The sequence below is a fragment of the Pseudomonas sp. THAF187a genome (assembly GCF_009363395.1).
In the GTDB taxonomy this organism is placed as follows: Bacteria; Pseudomonadota; Gammaproteobacteria; order Pseudomonadales; family Pseudomonadaceae; genus Aquipseudomonas; species Aquipseudomonas khazarica.
In genome coordinates this window covers 4,702,838-4,718,762 of record NZ_CP045349.1, presented here as the reverse complement: position 1 = coordinate 4,718,762, position 15,925 = coordinate 4,702,838, and the positions used below count along the sequence as shown (strand labels likewise).

Below are 15,925 nucleotides of genomic sequence, written 5' to 3'. Positions count from 1 at the left end.
GCGCATCACCGTCAAATCTGTTCTGCGGATTTGTCGGTCGGGTTGGCGATCAGCTGCTTCAGCTCGTCGCTCATGGGGAAATTCAGGTTCAGGCCCTTCGGTGGGACGGGCTGCTGGAACCACTTGGCGTAGATCTCGTTGATCTCACCGGAAGCGAAGGTGTCGCTGATGGCCTTGTCGACCACCTTCTTGAAGGCCTCGTCGCCCTTGCGCAGCATGCAGCCGTAGACCTCGAAGGACTGCGGCGTGCCGACCACGCTCCAGTCGTCAGGCTTCTTGGCCTTGGCCATCTCGCCGGCGAGCAGGGCGTCGTCCATCATGAAGGCCACGGCGCGGTTGGACTCGAGCATCAGGAAGGACTCCCCGTGGTCCTTGGCCGAAATCACGTTCATGCCCATCTGCTTCTCGGCATTCATCGACTTGATCAGGCGCTCGGAGGTGGTACCAGCGGTGGTCACCACGTTCTTGCCCTTGAGGTCGCCGAAATCCTTGATGCCGCTGCTGTTCCTGGCCAGCAGGCGGGTGCCGACCTCGAAGATGCCGACCGAGAAGTCGACCTGCTGCTGGCGCTCGACGTTGTTGGTGGTGGAGCCGCATTCCAGGTCGACGGTGCCGTTCTGCACCAGGGGAATACGGGTCTGCGAAGTCACCAGGTTGTAGCGTACCTTGAGGTCAGGCAGGCCCAGTTCCTGTTTCAGCGCCTCGACCACTTTCAGTTGCAGATCGTGGGAGTAGCCGATGGGTTTGCGCGAGTTGTCGCCGAAGTAGGAGAAGGGGATGGAGGAGTCGCGGTGGCCCAGGGTGATGGTGCCGGTGTCCTTGATCTTCTTCAGGGTGCCGGTCAGCTCCTCTGCGATGGCCGGAGTGGAGAGAATGGCTGCAGCGACGGCCACGCTCAGTACACGGTGGAAGGTACGCATGAATCGAGTCCTCGGTATTGTTGTTGTGATGGCGTGCTCACGCCACTTTGCTCACGGAAGGTCTATCGCATTCCTGAGGGGGACTTGAGCAGGTTGCATGCCAGCGCTTTCGAGGACCTTGTATTTATTTCAACTCATTGATTTTAAAGAGATTAAATTCATTTCCCGAGCAGAGCGAGATGCCTGTTCGTTCGACCTTCCGACCATCGCGCTGCGCGGCATTCGGAAAACCGAACGACAAGCCGGTCATGGCTGGGCGTCGTGGCGCAGGTCGGCGATGCGCGCGTCCTTGGCCTGCCACAGTGCGGACACCCAGTCCTGCATCTGCTGGCGGAAGGCGGGGTCGTTCTCGTAGTCGCCGCGGCACAGCGTGGGGTCGAGAGGCAGCGTGCGGATGTCGACGATGACCTTCGCGACCTGGCCGCTGAGCAGGTCCCAGAAGCCTGGTACCTGCTGGTCGGGGTAGACCAGGGTCACGTCCAGCACGGCGTCCAGCTGCTCGCCCAGAGCGGCGAGGACGAAGGCCACGCCACCCGCCTTGGGCTTGAGCAGATAGCGGTACGGCGACTGCTGCTGCGCCTGCTTGGCCGGGGTGAAACGGGTGCCTTCCAGGTAGTTGACCACGGTGACGGGCAGGCGCTTGAACTTCTCGCAGGCCGCCTTGGTGATCTCCAGGTCCTTGCCCTTCATGTGCGGGTTCTTCTCCAGGAACGCCCTGGAATAGCGCTTCATGAAGGGGTAATCCAGCGCCCAGAAGGCCAGGCCGAGGAACGGCACCCAGATCAGCTCCTGCTTGAGGAAGAACTTGAAGTAGGGCGTCTTGCGGTTGAACGCCTGGACCAGCGCGGGAATGTCGACCCAGGACTGATGGTTGCTGATCACCAGGTAGGAGCAGTCCTGGCGCAACTCGGCATTGCCGCGAATGTCCCAGCGGGTCGGGGTCAGCAGGGCGAAGATGCGCTTGCAGTTCTCGGCCCAGAATTCGGCGGCCCACATCACGCCGCGCGAGCAGGCGTCGCGCGCGGCCTGGCCGGGCAGCACGAATTTGCCCAGCGCGATCAGCAGCAACGGGCCGATAAGGATCAGGGTGTTGGCGAGTAGCAGAACGACGTTCGCAAGGCCGGTCAGCAGGTGGCGCATGTCGACTCCATGGCAGGCGGTGAGCGGCCATCTTATGCAAGCGCGGCGCTTTGCTCAAAGCGCTGCTGACTGGCCTATTGCCAGTTGAGAGGCTATATACCCATGAGCCTCATCGGAAGTAGCCTGGTCAGGGAAGGCATTCTCATCTTTCGGTACATGCCATGCTCAAACGGATCGCCGTCACCGATCTTCGTGTCGGAATGTTCATCCAGGAATTCTGTGGTTCGTGGATGGATCACCCCTTCTGGAAATCCAAGTTCGTCCTCAACTCCGAAAAGGATCTCGCACGCATTCGCGACAGCGCGATCAGCGAACTGTGGATCGACGTCAGCAAGGGAGCTGACGTCGCCGCCGGTGTGCAGGCCGCCACCGAGGCCGAGGTCGAATGCGAGGCACAGGCCCGCCTGCTGGCCGCCATCGAGCCACCCAAGGTCAGGAACCTGTCGATGGAGCAGGAGCTGGAGCAGGCGGTCAAGCTGTGCGCCCGCTCCAAGCAGGCAGTGGTGGACATGTTCAGCGATGCACGCATGGGCCAGGCGCTGCAGTTCGATCAGGCCGAGTCGCTGGTGGAGGAGATCTCCCAGTCGGTGATGCGCCACCCCAATGCGCTGATCAGCCTGGCGCGGCTCAAGCACAGCAACGAATACACCTACATGCACTCGGTCGCGGTGTGCGCGCTGATGATCGCGCTGGCCCGTCAGCTCGGCCTGCCCGAGGCGGCCGTGCGCGAGGCGGGGCTGGCCGGCCTGCTGCACGACATCGGCAAGATGGCGGTGCCGCAGGACCTGCTGGACAAGCCCGGCAAGCTCACCGACGGCGAGTTCGCCGCCGTGCGCAAGCACCCGGAGGAGGGCGGCAACATCCTCATCGCCAGCAAGCAGGTCAGCGCGCTGGTGCTGGACGTCTGCCTGCACCACCACGAGAAGATCGACGGCAGTGGCTACCCCCATCGTCTGCAGGGCGAGCAGATCAGCCTGCTGGCGAAGATGGGCGCGGTGTGCGACGTATACGACGCCATCACCTCGAACCGTCCGTACAAGGCGGGCTGGGACCCGGCGGAGTCGATCCGCAAGATGGCCGAGTGGAAGGGCCACTTCGACGAGCTGGTGTTCCAGGCCTTCGTCAAGACCGTCGGCATATACCCGGTCGGCGCGCTGGTGCGCCTGCAGAGCGGCCGTCTGGCCGTGGTCATGGAGCAGAACCCCAAGGCGTTGCTGGCGCCCAGGGTCAAGGTGTTCTTCTCGGCCAAGTCGCGCGTGCCGTTGCCGCAGAGTGTCGTCGATCTGAGCAAGATCACCGATCAGGACCGTATCGTCGGGCGTGAGTCCGCCGAGGAGTGGGGCTTCGAGCGCCTCGACGAGCTGTGGACCGGGATGGAGCTGCAAGGCCGTGGGCGCTAGCGCCTGAGGATGTAGCATGCGGTAACGCTTGGCGGGGAACATGGCCCGGGCAGGGCAGTCGTAGATTCGGTCACCGCAAACGAGAGGACCGATCCTTGAAATATGCTCTGCTCCTGCTGGCCGCTGCCATCAGTCTGCCGGCCATGGCCAACCAGCAACCCGATCTCTACGGTCGCTACGAACTGATCAAGCTCCCGGACCTGGGCAAGACCCTCAAGGCCAAGATGGACACGGGCGCCATGACTGCCTCGCTGTCCGCCAAGGACATCGAACCCTTCACCCGCGACGGCCAGGACTGGGTGCGCTTCCGTCTGGCCGTGGACGGTGCCGACGACACCCTGTACGAACATCCGCTGGTGCGCATCGCCGAGATCAAGAAGCGCGCCGAGGAAGGGGGCGAAGCCGGTACGCAGGAGGTCGCCTACTCGCAGCGCCCGGTGATCGAGATGCCGATCTGCCTGGGCGACGAGGAACACACCATCGAGATCAACCTGACCGATCGACGTACCTTCAGCTACCCGCTGCTGATCGGCGCCAGCGCCATGCGCGATCTTGGTGCAGCGGTGGACCCGGCCGAGCGATACACCCGCGACCGTCCCCAATGCTGAGTTAATTGTCGCATTTCGGCAAAGGCTGATTCCCATTGGCCATTACACTCATTCGGAGTGCCCTGTAACGACTTCCTCGCGCCATGGGGCGCCGGGCCTGCTTCTTGCTAACTGCAATTGTTTGCCAGGCCTGTAGGCCCATTAGGTCACTGAGGTGTCGTCATGACGGGAGTACTCAAGCCGGGTGTACGGCTGCTGCAGCGTTTCAGTTTTGCCCACAAGTTCCAGCTGGTGTTCCTGTTGTTCGCATTGCCGTTGGGCTATGCGCTCTGGGTGATCAGCAGCGATTCCCTCTCGCGCCTCGATTTCGTCGACCGCGAGGTCGAGGGTGCGCAGGCGCTCGAGCGCATGGCCAAGGTGCAGCAGGAGCTGATCGCCCAGCGCACCCTGTTCGCCCGCTGGAAGGGCACCGAAGACGCTGCCGAAGGGCAGCTGCGCCAGCGTGAAGCGCAGCTCGATGCAGCCCTGGAGCAGGCGGCCGAGCCGCTGCAGAGCGCGTTGATCAGCGCCCAGGCGCGCGAGCATTTCCAGGCCCTGCAGGGCGAGCGCGACAGCCTGCGTGCGGAGGCGCTGAAGAAGGTGGCGCTGCCCGATGCGCTGGAGCGCTACCAGAAGACCCTGCTGCATCTGATCGCACTGCGCGAGCAGGTGGCGACCGACAGTGCCCTGATTCTCGATCCGAATCTCGACACCTACCTGATGATGGAGCAGATCACCTACATCATGCCGCGCCTGCTCGAGCAGCTCGGCACCTTCGCCGCGCAGGGGCATGGCGCCGTGGTCTCGCAGCATTTCACCCTGCAGAGCCGGGTGCTGATTCGCGACCTGCGCCGCAGCCTGGACGAGCAGCAGGCGCAGCTGGTCAAGGCGCAGACCACCCTGTCACGCGAGGCCCCGCAGGCCATGCGCCAGCTGAGCGGGCCCTTCGACGCCTCGCTCAAGGCCTTCGACGAATTTCTTGCCCAGATCGACCGCGACATGTTCGAGGCCAGCCCCATGGCGCTGACGCCCGAGCAGTTCATCCAGCGTGTCGAAACCCTGCAAGTGCAGCTGCAGGACTTGCAGCAGGCGATCTATCAGCAGTTCTCCGTCAGCCTCGGTGGCTATCGGCAACGGGCGCTGAACGCGATGATCGAGGTGGTCGGCGCGTTCGTTCTGCTCACCCTGCTGGCGATGTACGTGCTGCTGTGCCTGAACGCTTCGATTCGCATCAGCACCGGCAACATCATCGAGGCCGCGCATGGCCTGCGTGACGGTGACCTGCGCGTGCGCATGGAGGTGAACGGACGCGACGATCTGGCGGCCATCGCCCAGGCATTGAACATCGCCGTCGAGCAGATGCGCGACTCGTTGCAAGGGGTCAACCGCGAGAGTCAGCAGCTCGACAGCACGGTGCAGCTGCTCGGTGGCCAGGCCCAGCACGCGCTGGACGCCGTCGAACAGCAACAGGCGCAGATGAGCCAGATCGCCACCGCCGCCACGCAGATGGCCGCCACCGCGCAGAGCGTGGCGCAAAGCTGCGAGCAGGCGGCCGTGGAAGCGCAGCAGACCCGCGAGGTGGCGCTGAGCAGCAACCAGCGCAGCGAGCGCACCAGCGCCAGCATGCGCCAGCTCAGCAGCCGCCTGGGCGACAGCGCCGCGGCGTTGCAGCAACTGCGTGAGCAGACGCAGCAGATCAACCGGGTGGTCGAGGTGATCAAGGGCATCGCCGAACAGACCAACCTGCTGGCGCTCAACGCCGCCATCGAGGCCGCCCGCGCCGGCGAGGCGGGGCGCGGGTTCGCCGTGGTCGCGGACGAGGTTCGCTCGCTGTCCAAGCGCACCCAGGACTCGACCCAGGAGATCGCCCAGACCGTGGACAACCTGCAACGCGTGGTAGGCCAGTCGGTCACGCTGATGGAGGACGCCTGCTCACAGGCCGACGGCGATATCGGCAGCGTGCTGGCCATGGGTGACGAGCTGCAGAACATCGTCGATTCCGTGCAGCGGGTCAGCGACCGCCTGGCGCAGATCGCCACGGCGGCCGAGCAGCAGGCCGCCACGGCCGATGAGGTCAGCGGCAACATCCAGCAGGTCGACCAGGCCGCAGGACAGTTGCTCGATGGCGCCCAGGCCGTCAGCAGCGCGGCCGAGCAGTTACGCCGTGGCAGCGAAGGGCTGGCGCAGAATACCGGGCGTTTCAGCCTCGACTGAGGTTGGGGTTGCGGCCGAAAACAGCGGTGCGCTGAGGCGGCGCCGGAGCCGGGCCGGAGCGCCCGCCCGGCCCGTTCCTCGCCTGTTCTGGCCGGCCTGAACGGCATTCGGCGATCTTTCGTGCAGCTCCTGAGCTGACCTGGCTGGCCAACTCTGCTAAAAACAATGCAAACCACACGGAGCCCCAGCATGAAAACGGTCGCCGAAGTCCTCAGAACCAAGTCGAACGCCCTTCTTTACAGCATCGATGCCGACGACTCCCTGCTCGATGGCCTGCGCATCATGTCCGAGAAGGGCATCGGCGCCCTGGTGGTACTGTCTGGCGGGCGGCTGGTGGGCATCGTCAGCGAGCGCGACTACGTGCGCAAGGTGGCCCTGGCCGAGCGCTCCATGCTGGCGGCCAAGGTCAGCGAAATCATGACCCGCGACGTGATCAGCGTCGGCCCGCGCGACAGCCTGCAGCACTGCATGGAGCTGATGACCGAGCGCCGTCTGCGCCACTTGCCGGTGCTGGCCGAGGGCGAGCTGATCGGCCTGCTCTCCATCGGTGACCTGGTCAAGGAAACCATCGCCGAACAGGCCGACCTGATTCGCCAGCTGGAACAGTACATTCGCGGCGAGCACTGAGCCTGCCCGAGCGCGTCGCGGTGCCCCCATCCCATGGCAGTTGCAGCCCGTCAACGGCGTCCCGGCGGGTTGCCCCCGCCTGCGCTTGACGCCCGCCGCCGCCCTCGGCAGTCTCCTGCCGTCGAACCCCAGGTGCAGGACGCCCGATGCCGCAGATACTCATAGTCGAAGACGAAGCCGCGATTGCCGACACCCTGGTCTATGCCCTGCAGGCCGAAGGCTTCACCACTCACTGGTCGAGCCTCGGCAGCGAGGCGCTGACCCTGCTGGAGAGCGGTCGCTTCGACCTGGCCATCCTCGACGTCGGCCTGCCGGATATCAGTGGTTTCGAGGTGTGCAAACGCCTGCGGCGCTTTTCCGAGGTACCGGTGATCTTCCTCACCGCGCGCAGTGAAGAGATCGATCGCGTGGTGGGCCTGGAGATCGGCGCCGACGACTATGTGGTCAAGCCCTTCAGCCCGCGCGAGGTGGCCGCCAGGGTCAAGGTCATCCTCAGGCGCATGGTGCCGCGCGAAACCACGGAGAGCGTCGCGCCAGGCGTTTTCCAGATCGACGACGCGGCCTTTCGCATCCACTACCACGGCCAGGCGCTGAGCCTGACCCGCCACGAGTTTCGCCTGTTGCGCACCTTGCTCGGCCAGCCGGGGCGAGTGTTCTCCCGCGAACAGCTGCTCGACGCGCTCGGCGTGCCCAGCGAAGCCGGTTACGAGCGCAACATCGACAGTCACATCAAGAGCCTGCGGGCCAAGCTGCGTAGCGTTGCCGCCACCGAGGAGCCGATCCAGACCCATCGTGGCCTGGGCTACAGTTTCGAGCCGGCGGCCTAGCGCCTTTCCTCGATCTGCCAGGCTCGGTCGGGCGGCGTTGCGGATACCTTCGGAATACTCGTTCACCCTTGTAAACTCCGCGTCCTCGGGCGTTTGCACCACCCTTTCCCTCCAGTTCGCGAGACCGTAGAGAGGCTCCTACCATGCCGTTGGGCGTTCGCATCTTCCTCGTCTACTTCCTCTTCGTCGGCCTGGCGGGCTGGTTCGTGCTCAGCACGGTGATGGACGAGATTCGTCCTGGCGTGCGTCAGAGTACCGAGGAGACCCTGGTCGATACCGCCAACCTGCTGGCGGAGATCCTGCGGGACGAGGTCAAGGCCGGTACCCTCGGCCAGGGCCGCCTGCCGGAGGCACTGGAGGCCTATGGCCGGCGCCAGCCGCAGGCGACCATCTGGGGGCTGACCAAGGCCGAGGTCAACCACCGCATCTACGTCACCGACGGCCAGGGCATCGTCCTGCTCGACTCTGCCGGCCAGGCGGTCGGTCAGGACTACTCGCGCTGGAACGATGTGCTGCTGACCCTGCGCGGCCAGTACGGTGCCCGTTCCACCCGCGAAGACCCGAACGACCCCGATTCGTCGGTCATGTACGTGGCGGCGCCGATCAAGGATGGCGAGCGGATCATCGGCGTGGTCTCGGTGGCCAAGCCCAACCGCACCCTGCAACCCTACATCGAGCGCTCGCAGAACCGCCTGGCCTGGCTCGGCGCCGGCCTGATCGGCCTCGGCCTGCTGATCGGGGCGGCGCTGTCCTGGTGGCTCAGCGCCGCACTGGGCAAGCTGACGCGCTATGCCCAGGCGGTCAGCGAGGGTCAGCGCGCCGAGGCGCCGCAGGTGCGGGGTGGCGAGCTGGGGCAACTGGCCGTGGCAGTCGAACGCATGCGCACCGAGCTGGAGGGCAAGGCCTACGTCGAGCGCTACGTGCACACCCTGACGCATGAGCTGAAGAGCCCGCTGGCCGCCATCCGGGGCGCCGCCGAACTGCTCGAGGGCGACATGCCGGTGGAGCAGCGCCAGCGCTTCGTGGCCAATATCCAGCAGGAAAGCGCACGCCTGCAGAACCTCATCGAGCGCCTGCTGCATCTGGCCCAGGTGGAGCAGCGCCAGGGGCTGGAAGAGCGCGTGACGGTCGCGCTGGGGGCTCTGGTCGACGAGCTGCTGCAGGCGCAGCAGGCGCGCATCACCGCCGCTGGTCTGCAGGTCGAAGACGCGCTGCCAGCGGGCCTCAGCCTGCGGGGCGAGCGCTTCCTGCTGCGTCAGGCGCTGGCCAACCTGCTGGACAATGCCCTGGACTTCACGCCACCCGGCGGGCGCATCCGTATCGCCGCCGAACGCCGGGGCGAGGGTGTCGTGCTGCGCCTGTTCAACCAGGGCGAAGCCATTCCCGATTACGCGCTGGCACGCCTGACCGAACGCTTCTACTCCCTGCCGCGCCCCAATGGCGGGCGCAAGAGCACGGGGCTTGGCCTCAACTTCGTCCAGGAAGTGGCCGAACTGCATGGCGGCGAGCTGCAGGTCGGTAACGTCGAGGGGGGCGTAGAAGTACGCCTGACGCTACCCACATAGGATGGGTAGCGCAACGCGAAACCCATCATCTGTTGGTTTCCAATTTTCGCTGCGCTCAAGCCAGGCAGGGTGGACAAGCTTCGCGTTGTCCACCCTACGCGACAGAAGCGTCTCCCACGGGACGGTGCCTGACAGCGCCCGCATGCAACCTGCTTCGCCACTGACTACATCCGGTCCGCCAGCGCTGCAGTGTCGCGCCCCTCGACCCCGGATGACGCGTGGAGCGATTCGTTCAACGACCGATGACTGACGCGGTTCGCCGCTGATGTTTCCTTGCTTGTTTGAATGAATATCTATTTATTCGATTAATTTCTTCGTTTATTTGCGCTATTTAATCGATTTAATGCGAGTAGCATAGGTTCCGTACTCACTTTCCAGCCTCATCCAGGAGCCTGATCATGAAAAAGCAAATCCTCGCCAGCCTCGTTATCGCCGCACTTTCCGCCAGCGCTTTCGCCGCGCCGCAGGTTGCCATTCAGTCCGTCGCTGCCCCTGTCGTCGCTGCAGACGGCGCTGACCGCGTGGGTGCGGACCGAGTGGCCGAAGGCGGGGCCGAACGTACTCTCGAGCGCTTTCGTGTCGCCGAGGGCGGTGCCGAGCGCGTAGGTGTCAATCGCATTGCAGAAGGCGGGGCCGAACGTACTCTCGAGCGTTTCCGTGTCGCCGAGGGTGGTGCCGAGCGAGTGGGCGCCAGTCGCACTGCCTGATCGACGCTTCACTCCGCTTCGACTGAAGGCGCCTATCCGGGCGCCTTCGTCGTTTACCGATGATGCTACTGCGGCCGAGGTCTACATTTCCTCGCGAGGGTGGGAGTGACCCCGCTGGTCAGTCATTGGCTTGGGTTTTCCGTCTCGATACCGGCTTTGTTCTTTCTTCCGCATTGTGGGCAGGTGTAGGTGACTTCGAAGTCGCTGCTCGATTGCGCTGGTTCGGTGCCGTATGTCATTAGCCTGTTGCACCGGGCGCACCATCGCGCTCTGTTCTTTTTCAGGTAGAAATAGGCGCCCCCCGCACCAAACAGTAGGGCGAATGCCAGGCCCAGTGGCTCTTCAAGGCGCCATGCGAAGTACGCCGAATAGATGCACGCCGCTGCGGCGCACAGCTCCAGAAGGTCTTCCCTGAGGACAAAGGTCAGTTTCATGCTGTCTGTGATCCGGTGGTCAGGCTATCGGGCCAGGCGTCGTTCTGGCTCAGCTTGATCTGCACTGCACATACCTCCATAAACATTCTGCGATGGAGCGTAAGTGTAGCGAGTGACCTTGAACTGCCTGCCGATCCCTTCATATGGCCTGGCCCAGCGCGAAAACAGGCAGGTACATCGCCAGGATCATGACGACGCTGGTCAGCGTCAGGCCGATGACGCCCGTCAGGCAGGCGGCCAATGGCCGGCGTTCGGCCTTGGGCCAGAACAGGAACGCCGCGATCACCAATATCGGCAGCACCCAGAACCACAGGTGGTAGCTCAGGGCGAGCTGCGTCATCAGCGGTAGTTGGGCCCCGAAACTGTCGAAGACCTGCTGAAACGAAGGGATGACCAGCATCGGCAGCGCCGCCGCAATGAGTGCACAGATCAGTCCCACGATCAGGCGGGTGGCCGTGGTGGCGCTGCCACCCTGAGCCGATCCGCCTTCGAGGGTCGACTGAGGGGGTTGGTATGGATTGGTCATAGGGCCATGGCGTCTGGGGGAAGGGGAGGGTTCGATGAGCGAAGCGACTCAGGTGTCAGGCGTTTCAACGCCGTTCGTCATTCAGGAGTCTTCCGCTTCGGGCGCTCGGAAAGCCTTGCTGTAGTAACCCGACTGATCGAAGCAGCAGACCCGTTTCTTGCCGGATGCCAGCATGTCGCAAGCATCGGCAATGCGCTTTTCGCGCGTCTTGAGCTGCTTGGCTGACGTGATCCAGTGTATCCAGTCTACGCGCGCGATGGTCGTCGTGGCGTTCCACACTTCACAGGCTCGAGGGATGGCTGCCAGTGCCGCCTGCAGATCCGCCGGGATCTCGGGTTCGGGTTCGCTGGCGACAGGGGCGAGCTCCAGTGTCACGACATCCCCGGCGGCTGCGCCTGCGGCTTCCTGCAGGGTGCTGCTGACCTGCAGCCAATGGCTCAGTTGGCCATCCGGCTCAAGGGTCGCCTGGAACGGGTGGCCATTGAGCCTGCCGGCAACGGTCGTCCTGCCGCGTCTTGGCAGCTGTTCGCTGGCCTCCCTCGGCAGTACCACGAACGTCCATGACCTGTCGCCGGCAGGCTTTGCCGGGCGCAGAAGCCTTGCTTCGAAGCGGCATTTCACATCGGCTGTCGTCACGGCAAACCCTCCGTTCAGTACGCCTGGCCATGGATGGACGCGCAATGGCGCACAGGCTGTGGGCGGTCTCGATGGATGACCTTCCGGGTCATGCTGGAAATCCTTCTCTGGTTCGCCGTCTGTGGCGAGGCGCTGGAGTGTCTGGAGGTTATACCGCATGTCGGATAGCTGTTGGGAGGTCGTGATCCCGCGCTGAGCGTCCGCCCGCCGGAGCGCGCCGCCATGATCGCGGATGCATCCGCTGCTACGGATCGGCTTGCGGCTCCAGCGTATGGGCTTGTCGCGGCAAACGCAGCAGGTCGACCTGCCACCAGGTCGGCAGCAGGCGACGGACTTCCGGGCGGGCGAAGCGGTCGTCGATCAGGTAGAGCACACCCTGGTCTTGCGGTGTGCGGATCACCCGGCCAGCGGCCTGCACCACCTTCTGCAAACCGGGATAGAGGTAGGTGTAGTCGTAGCCGTTGCCGAACAGGGCGTCCATGCGCTGGCGGATTTCCTCGTTGATCGGGTTGAGCTGCGCGAGGCCGAGCGTGGCGACGAAGGCGCCGATCAGGCGTTCGCCGGGCAGATCCACCCCTTCGCCGAAGACGCCGCCGAGCACGGCGAAGCCGATACCGCGACCACCGACCTGGAAGCGTTCGATGAAGCTCTGGCGCGCCGCTTCGTCCATCTGCCGTGACTGCGTCCACAGCGGAATCTGCGGGTGATCGCGGCGCAGTTGCTGCAGCACCTGCTCCAGGTACTGATAGCTGCTGAAGAAGGCCAGGTAGTTGCCGGGGCGTTCGCTGTACTGGCGCGCCATCAGCTGGCAGATCGGTGCCAGCGAGGCATCGCGGTGCTGGTAGCGGGTCGACAGGTTGCGCACCACCTGCACGTGCAGCTGTTCGGCGCTGAATGGCGAGGCGACGTCCAGGCACTGGGTCTCGATCGGCAGGCCGAGCAGGTCGAGGTAGTAGTGGCTGGGGCTGAGGGTGGCGGAGAACAGCGTGGCGCTGTGCGCCTCTTCGAAACGCGGGCCGAGGAAGGGCGCCGGCAGGATATTGCGGATGCACAGCGTGGAATGGCTGCGTCCGTTGCCGGCCTCTTCGCGGTTGATGTCGAACAGTGAGTGCGGGCCGAAGCTTTCCGCCAGGCGGCAGAACAGCATGGCGTCGAGGTAGAAGCTGAGCAGTTCACCGGCATTGCCTTCGGGCTGGTCGGTGAGCAGGTCGGTGATGGCGCTGACCGCCTTGCCCAGCGCGGCGAGCAGCAGGTCCGGCGCCAGCGGATAGACCTGGTAGGGGACCTGCTGTTCACGGTGCAGCTGGTCCCAGTGGCGGTCGACGCGTTCCAGCACGCTCCTCAGGCGCTTCGGTGCGTCGCGGCACATGGCCTTGAAGCGCGCCTGATCCAGCTCGGCGCTGTACATGCCGCGCCCGCGTTCGACCAGGTTGTGCGCCTCGTCCACCAGTAGGCAGACGCGCCACTGGTTGACCAGGGTGAGGCTGTGCAGCAGGGCGCCGAGGTCGAAGTAGTAGTTGTAGTCGCACACCACCACATCGCTCCAGCGGCACAGCTCCTGGCTCAGGTAGTAGGGGCAGACGCCATGGGCGATGGCGATATTGCGCACCGACTGCTGATCCAGCCAGCGCTCCTTGAGCGCCGCGCTGCGTGCTGCCGGCAGGCGGTCGTAGAAGCCCTTGGCCAATGGGCAGGAGTCGCCGTGGCAGGCCTTGCTCGGGTGCTCGCAGGCCTTGTCGCGGGCCACGTGTTCCAGCACGCGCAGTGGCGTGTCCGGCTCGCGCAGGCGCTGCAGGGCATCCAGCGCCAGGCGCCGGCCCGGTGTCTTCGCACTGAGGAAGAACAGGCGGTCAAGCTGCTGGCCGGGCATGGCCTTGAGCTGCGGGAACAGGGTGCCGAGGGTCTTGCCGATGCCGGTGGTGGCCTGGGCCAGCAGGTAGTGGCCGTCGCGTGCCGCGCGGTACACGGCCTCGGCCAGTTGCCGCTGGCCGTGGCGGAATTCGCCGTAGGGGAAACTCAAGGCCTCCAGCGCCTGGTTGCGCGCCTGCTGGTGGGCCTGCTCCTGCCGCGCCCAGGTAATGTAGCGGCGGCAGTGCAGGGCGAAGAACTCACCCAGCGACGCGGCGCTGTGGCGCTCGCGGAAGACCGTCTCCTGCTGGGTGATGACGTTGAAGTAGACCACCGCCAGGTCCAGCTCGTCGCAGCCCAGCTCCTGGCACAGCAGCCAGCCATAGATCTTCACCTGCGCCCAGTGCAGCAGGCGATGGTTGGCGGGGATGCGCGAGATGTCGCCTCGGTGGGTCTTGATCTCCTCCAGCAGACGAAACTCGGGGTCGAAGCCGTCGGCGCGACCACTGACCGTCAGCCCTTCGAACTCGCCGATCAGTGGCAACTCGGACACGTAATCCGGGCCGCGCCGGGCCACCACCGTGGCGTGCCCGGCCATGCCCTCCTGGGCCGTCGGCGAGGGAGTGAAACGCAGGTCGAGATCACCTTCCTTGGCGGTGAACTCGCACAGCTCGCGCACGGCGACGCGCAGGTTCAATCGAGCCACTCCACGTAGCACACGCTGACCGGCATGCCGTGCTCGGCGCAGAACGCCAGCCAGCGCTTCTGGTTGTCCTGCAGGCGGTCGCCGGGGCCCTTCACCTCGATCATCCGGTAGCGTCCCTCGCGGGGCCAGAACTGGATCAGGTCGGGCATGCCGGCGCGGTTCTCGCGAATATCGGCCAGCAGGCGGCGGAACCAGGCGCCCAGGTGCGCTGGCGGCAGGCAGGCCAGCGCCTGCTCCAGACGCTCGGCATCGAGCAGCTCCCAGAACACGAACGGTGACTGGATGCCGAATTTCTCGGCATGGGTACGGCGCATGGCGTCGCGATAGCTGCCGTCATCCAGGCGCGCCAGGCAGGCGGCGAACAGCTCGCTGCGCCGGGTGTGGAAGTCGGCGCGGTGCAGATCGACCGGGCCGGTATGAAAGGGATGGAAGAAGGCACCAGGCAGCGGGGCGAAGATCGCCTCCCAGCAGAGCAGGCCGAACAGCCCGCAGATCAGCGTGTTCTCCACGTAATGCACCGGCGCATCGGGCGCGGCCAGGTGCGCGGCCACGGCCAGCTCGACGCTGGCGGCGCGCGGCAGGCGCAGGTCGAGACGATCCTCAACGAGCTTCGCCGCCTTGGGCGCCGCCGGCAGGTCGAGGCGCTTGCGCAGGCGGGTGCGTGCGCGTTCGGCCAGTTGCGCTTCCTCGGCGTTGAGCGGCGCTTCTAGCACCTGCTCGACCAGGGCCAGCGCCTCGGTATCCTGGCCCAGGCGTTCCAGCACGCGAATCTGCCGTTGCCGTGAGCCGAGCGCGCGGGTGTCGCGATACAGCGTCAGCGCCGAGTCGAGTTCGCCCGCGCGCTCCAGATGCTGCGCCAGTTGCAGCAGCAGGCGCTGGTGGCGTTCGTTGATGTGCGCGCTGGCGCTGGCAAAGTCGCCGAGCTGCTGCAGCACCTCGGGCACCGTCACGCCTGCTTCGAAGGCTTCGCGGCAGAGGCGCAGGTGCAGGTAGTCGTCGATGTCCTGACGGCTGCGAAAACCGCGTGAGCCGGGGGTGATCGGCACCTGCTCGTACCGGAATATCCCCAGGTCGGCCAACACGAACTCCGACCAGTCCTGTGCCAGGTTGCCGAAGAACATCAGCCGCAGGCGGTCGCACAGCGGGCCGATGGCCAGGCTCAACAGGCGCTCGTCCAGTCGTGGGCACCAATCGGCCAGGCTGCGCGGTTCCGTGTGCAGGGCGCGCAGGTGTTCGAGCAATTCGCTCTTCTTCAGGCTGCCTCCGGGCAGGTCGTCGGCGAAGTGCGTGGCCAGCTCATCCTTGAGCAGCAGGGCGCCCAGCTCGTCGAAGGTCAGCGCTGCATGCTCGATCAGCCAGCCCGACGCCAGCAGCGCGCCAGCCGCAGTGGCGATGTCGCCGATCTCCACATAGCGCAGCTTGCCGGCGCGAAAGTGCACGCCCTTGCGCATGACCAGGCGCACCAGCAGCGCCTGGGATGGCAGCGGCAGTTGGACAAAGTTCGCGACGAAGGCCAGCTCGGCGTCGTCCATCAGGTCGCGATGATGGGTGTCGAGCCAGTCGAGGGCCTTGCGGAAGTTGGCCAGGTAATAGAGTTCGGGGGCGTCGAGGTTGAGCATGGTGCGAAGTCTTACTGGTTTTTTATACAGATGCCAGTGCCGTTCACCCGCTGCAGTGCCTGAGCAGACGGAAGGCGGGGCGCCTGAGTCGTGCCTGAGAGGTGAGCCTATCTAGCTGATCGGAAAGAGGTTTTTCAGCTATCGATGGCGTCGATTGTCACTATCCCGA

14 protein-coding genes are annotated in these 15,925 nt (G+C 65.1%); 7 read left to right on the top strand and 7 right to left on the bottom strand.

Features of this window, described 5'->3' with window-relative positions:
- Positions 1–11 precede the first annotated feature (11 nt).
- Together FIV02_RS22025 and FIV02_RS22020 are read right to left on the bottom strand one after the other, a co-directional pair.
- Complete coding sequence (locus tag FIV02_RS22025; RefSeq protein ID WP_152489794.1) at positions 12–920, bottom strand: glutamate/aspartate ABC transporter substrate-binding protein; 909 nt, start codon at positions 918–920, stop codon at positions 12–14.
- A 246-nt stretch (positions 921–1,166) separates the two neighbouring features.
- Entirely contained in the window at positions 1,167–2,060 is an 894-nt protein-coding gene (locus FIV02_RS22020; protein WP_152489793.1) for an acyltransferase, read from the bottom strand.
- Between the two features lie 161 nt (positions 2,061–2,221).
- Here FIV02_RS22020 and FIV02_RS22015 point away from each other — a divergent pair, with 161 nt between their 5' ends.
- From FIV02_RS22015 to FIV02_RS21985, 7 genes are all read left to right on the top strand, one after another.
- The gene (locus FIV02_RS22015) at positions 2,222–3,460 is read left to right on the top strand and encodes an HD-GYP domain-containing protein (RefSeq protein WP_152489792.1); all 1,239 of its coding nucleotides are present in this window, start codon (positions 2,222–2,224) and stop codon (positions 3,458–3,460) included.
- 95 nt (positions 3,461–3,555) lie between these two features.
- A complete protein-coding gene (locus FIV02_RS22010) occupies positions 3,556–4,068 on the top strand; it encodes an ATP-dependent zinc protease (RefSeq protein ID WP_037056304.1) in 513 nt (170 codons plus the stop codon).
- A 162-nt stretch (positions 4,069–4,230) separates the two neighbouring features.
- Complete coding sequence (locus tag FIV02_RS22005) at positions 4,231–6,261, top strand: methyl-accepting chemotaxis protein (RefSeq protein ID WP_152489791.1); 2,031 nt, start codon at positions 4,231–4,233, stop codon at positions 6,259–6,261.
- 189 nt (positions 6,262–6,450) lie between these two features.
- A complete protein-coding gene (locus FIV02_RS22000) occupies positions 6,451–6,888 on the top strand; it encodes a CBS domain-containing protein (RefSeq protein ID WP_037056309.1) in 438 nt (145 codons plus the stop codon).
- A gap of 146 nt (positions 6,889–7,034) precedes the next feature.
- Entirely contained in the window at positions 7,035–7,715 is a 681-nt protein-coding gene (gene creB, locus FIV02_RS21995; RefSeq protein ID WP_152489790.1) for a two-component system response regulator CreB, read from the top strand.
- 143 nt (positions 7,716–7,858) lie between these two features.
- Complete coding sequence (gene creC / locus FIV02_RS21990) at positions 7,859–9,280, top strand: two-component system sensor histidine kinase CreC (protein WP_152489789.1); 1,422 nt, start codon at positions 7,859–7,861, stop codon at positions 9,278–9,280.
- A gap of 398 nt (positions 9,281–9,678) precedes the next feature.
- Positions 9,679–9,987, top strand: coding sequence for a phage infection protein (locus tag FIV02_RS21985; RefSeq protein WP_256663018.1), 309 nt, complete (start codon positions 9,679–9,681; stop codon positions 9,985–9,987).
- Between the two features lie 122 nt (positions 9,988–10,109).
- Here the strand turns inward: FIV02_RS21985 and FIV02_RS21980 are convergent, their stop codons facing one another.
- The 5 genes from FIV02_RS21980 to FIV02_RS21960 all read right to left on the bottom strand — a co-directional run bounded on the left by FIV02_RS21980 (position 10,110) and on the right by FIV02_RS21960 (position 15,756).
- Positions 10,110–10,421: a hypothetical protein gene (locus tag FIV02_RS21980; RefSeq protein WP_152489788.1), complete on the bottom strand. Its 312-nt coding sequence runs from the start codon at positions 10,419–10,421 to the stop codon at positions 10,110–10,112.
- Between the two features lie 139 nt (positions 10,422–10,560).
- A complete protein-coding gene (locus FIV02_RS21975) occupies positions 10,561–10,947 on the bottom strand; it encodes a hypothetical protein (RefSeq protein ID WP_152489787.1) in 387 nt (128 codons plus the stop codon).
- Positions 10,948–11,028: 81 nt separating this feature from the next.
- Complete coding sequence (locus FIV02_RS21970) at positions 11,029–11,583, bottom strand: YdeI/OmpD-associated family protein (RefSeq protein WP_152489786.1); 555 nt, start codon at positions 11,581–11,583, stop codon at positions 11,029–11,031.
- Between the two features lie 244 nt (positions 11,584–11,827).
- Positions 11,828–14,128 carry an ATP-dependent DNA helicase gene (locus FIV02_RS21965; protein ID WP_152489785.1) on the bottom strand — a complete coding sequence of 767 codons (2,301 nt, stop codon included), beginning with the start codon at positions 14,126–14,128 and terminating at the stop codon, positions 11,828–11,830.
- The gene (locus FIV02_RS21960; RefSeq protein WP_152489784.1) at positions 14,125–15,756 is read right to left on the bottom strand and encodes a VRR-NUC domain-containing protein; all 1,632 of its coding nucleotides are present in this window, start codon (positions 15,754–15,756) and stop codon (positions 14,125–14,127) included. The genes FIV02_RS21965 and FIV02_RS21960 overlap by 4 nt, the downstream gene beginning before the upstream one ends.
- Positions 15,757–15,925 lie beyond the last annotated feature (169 nt).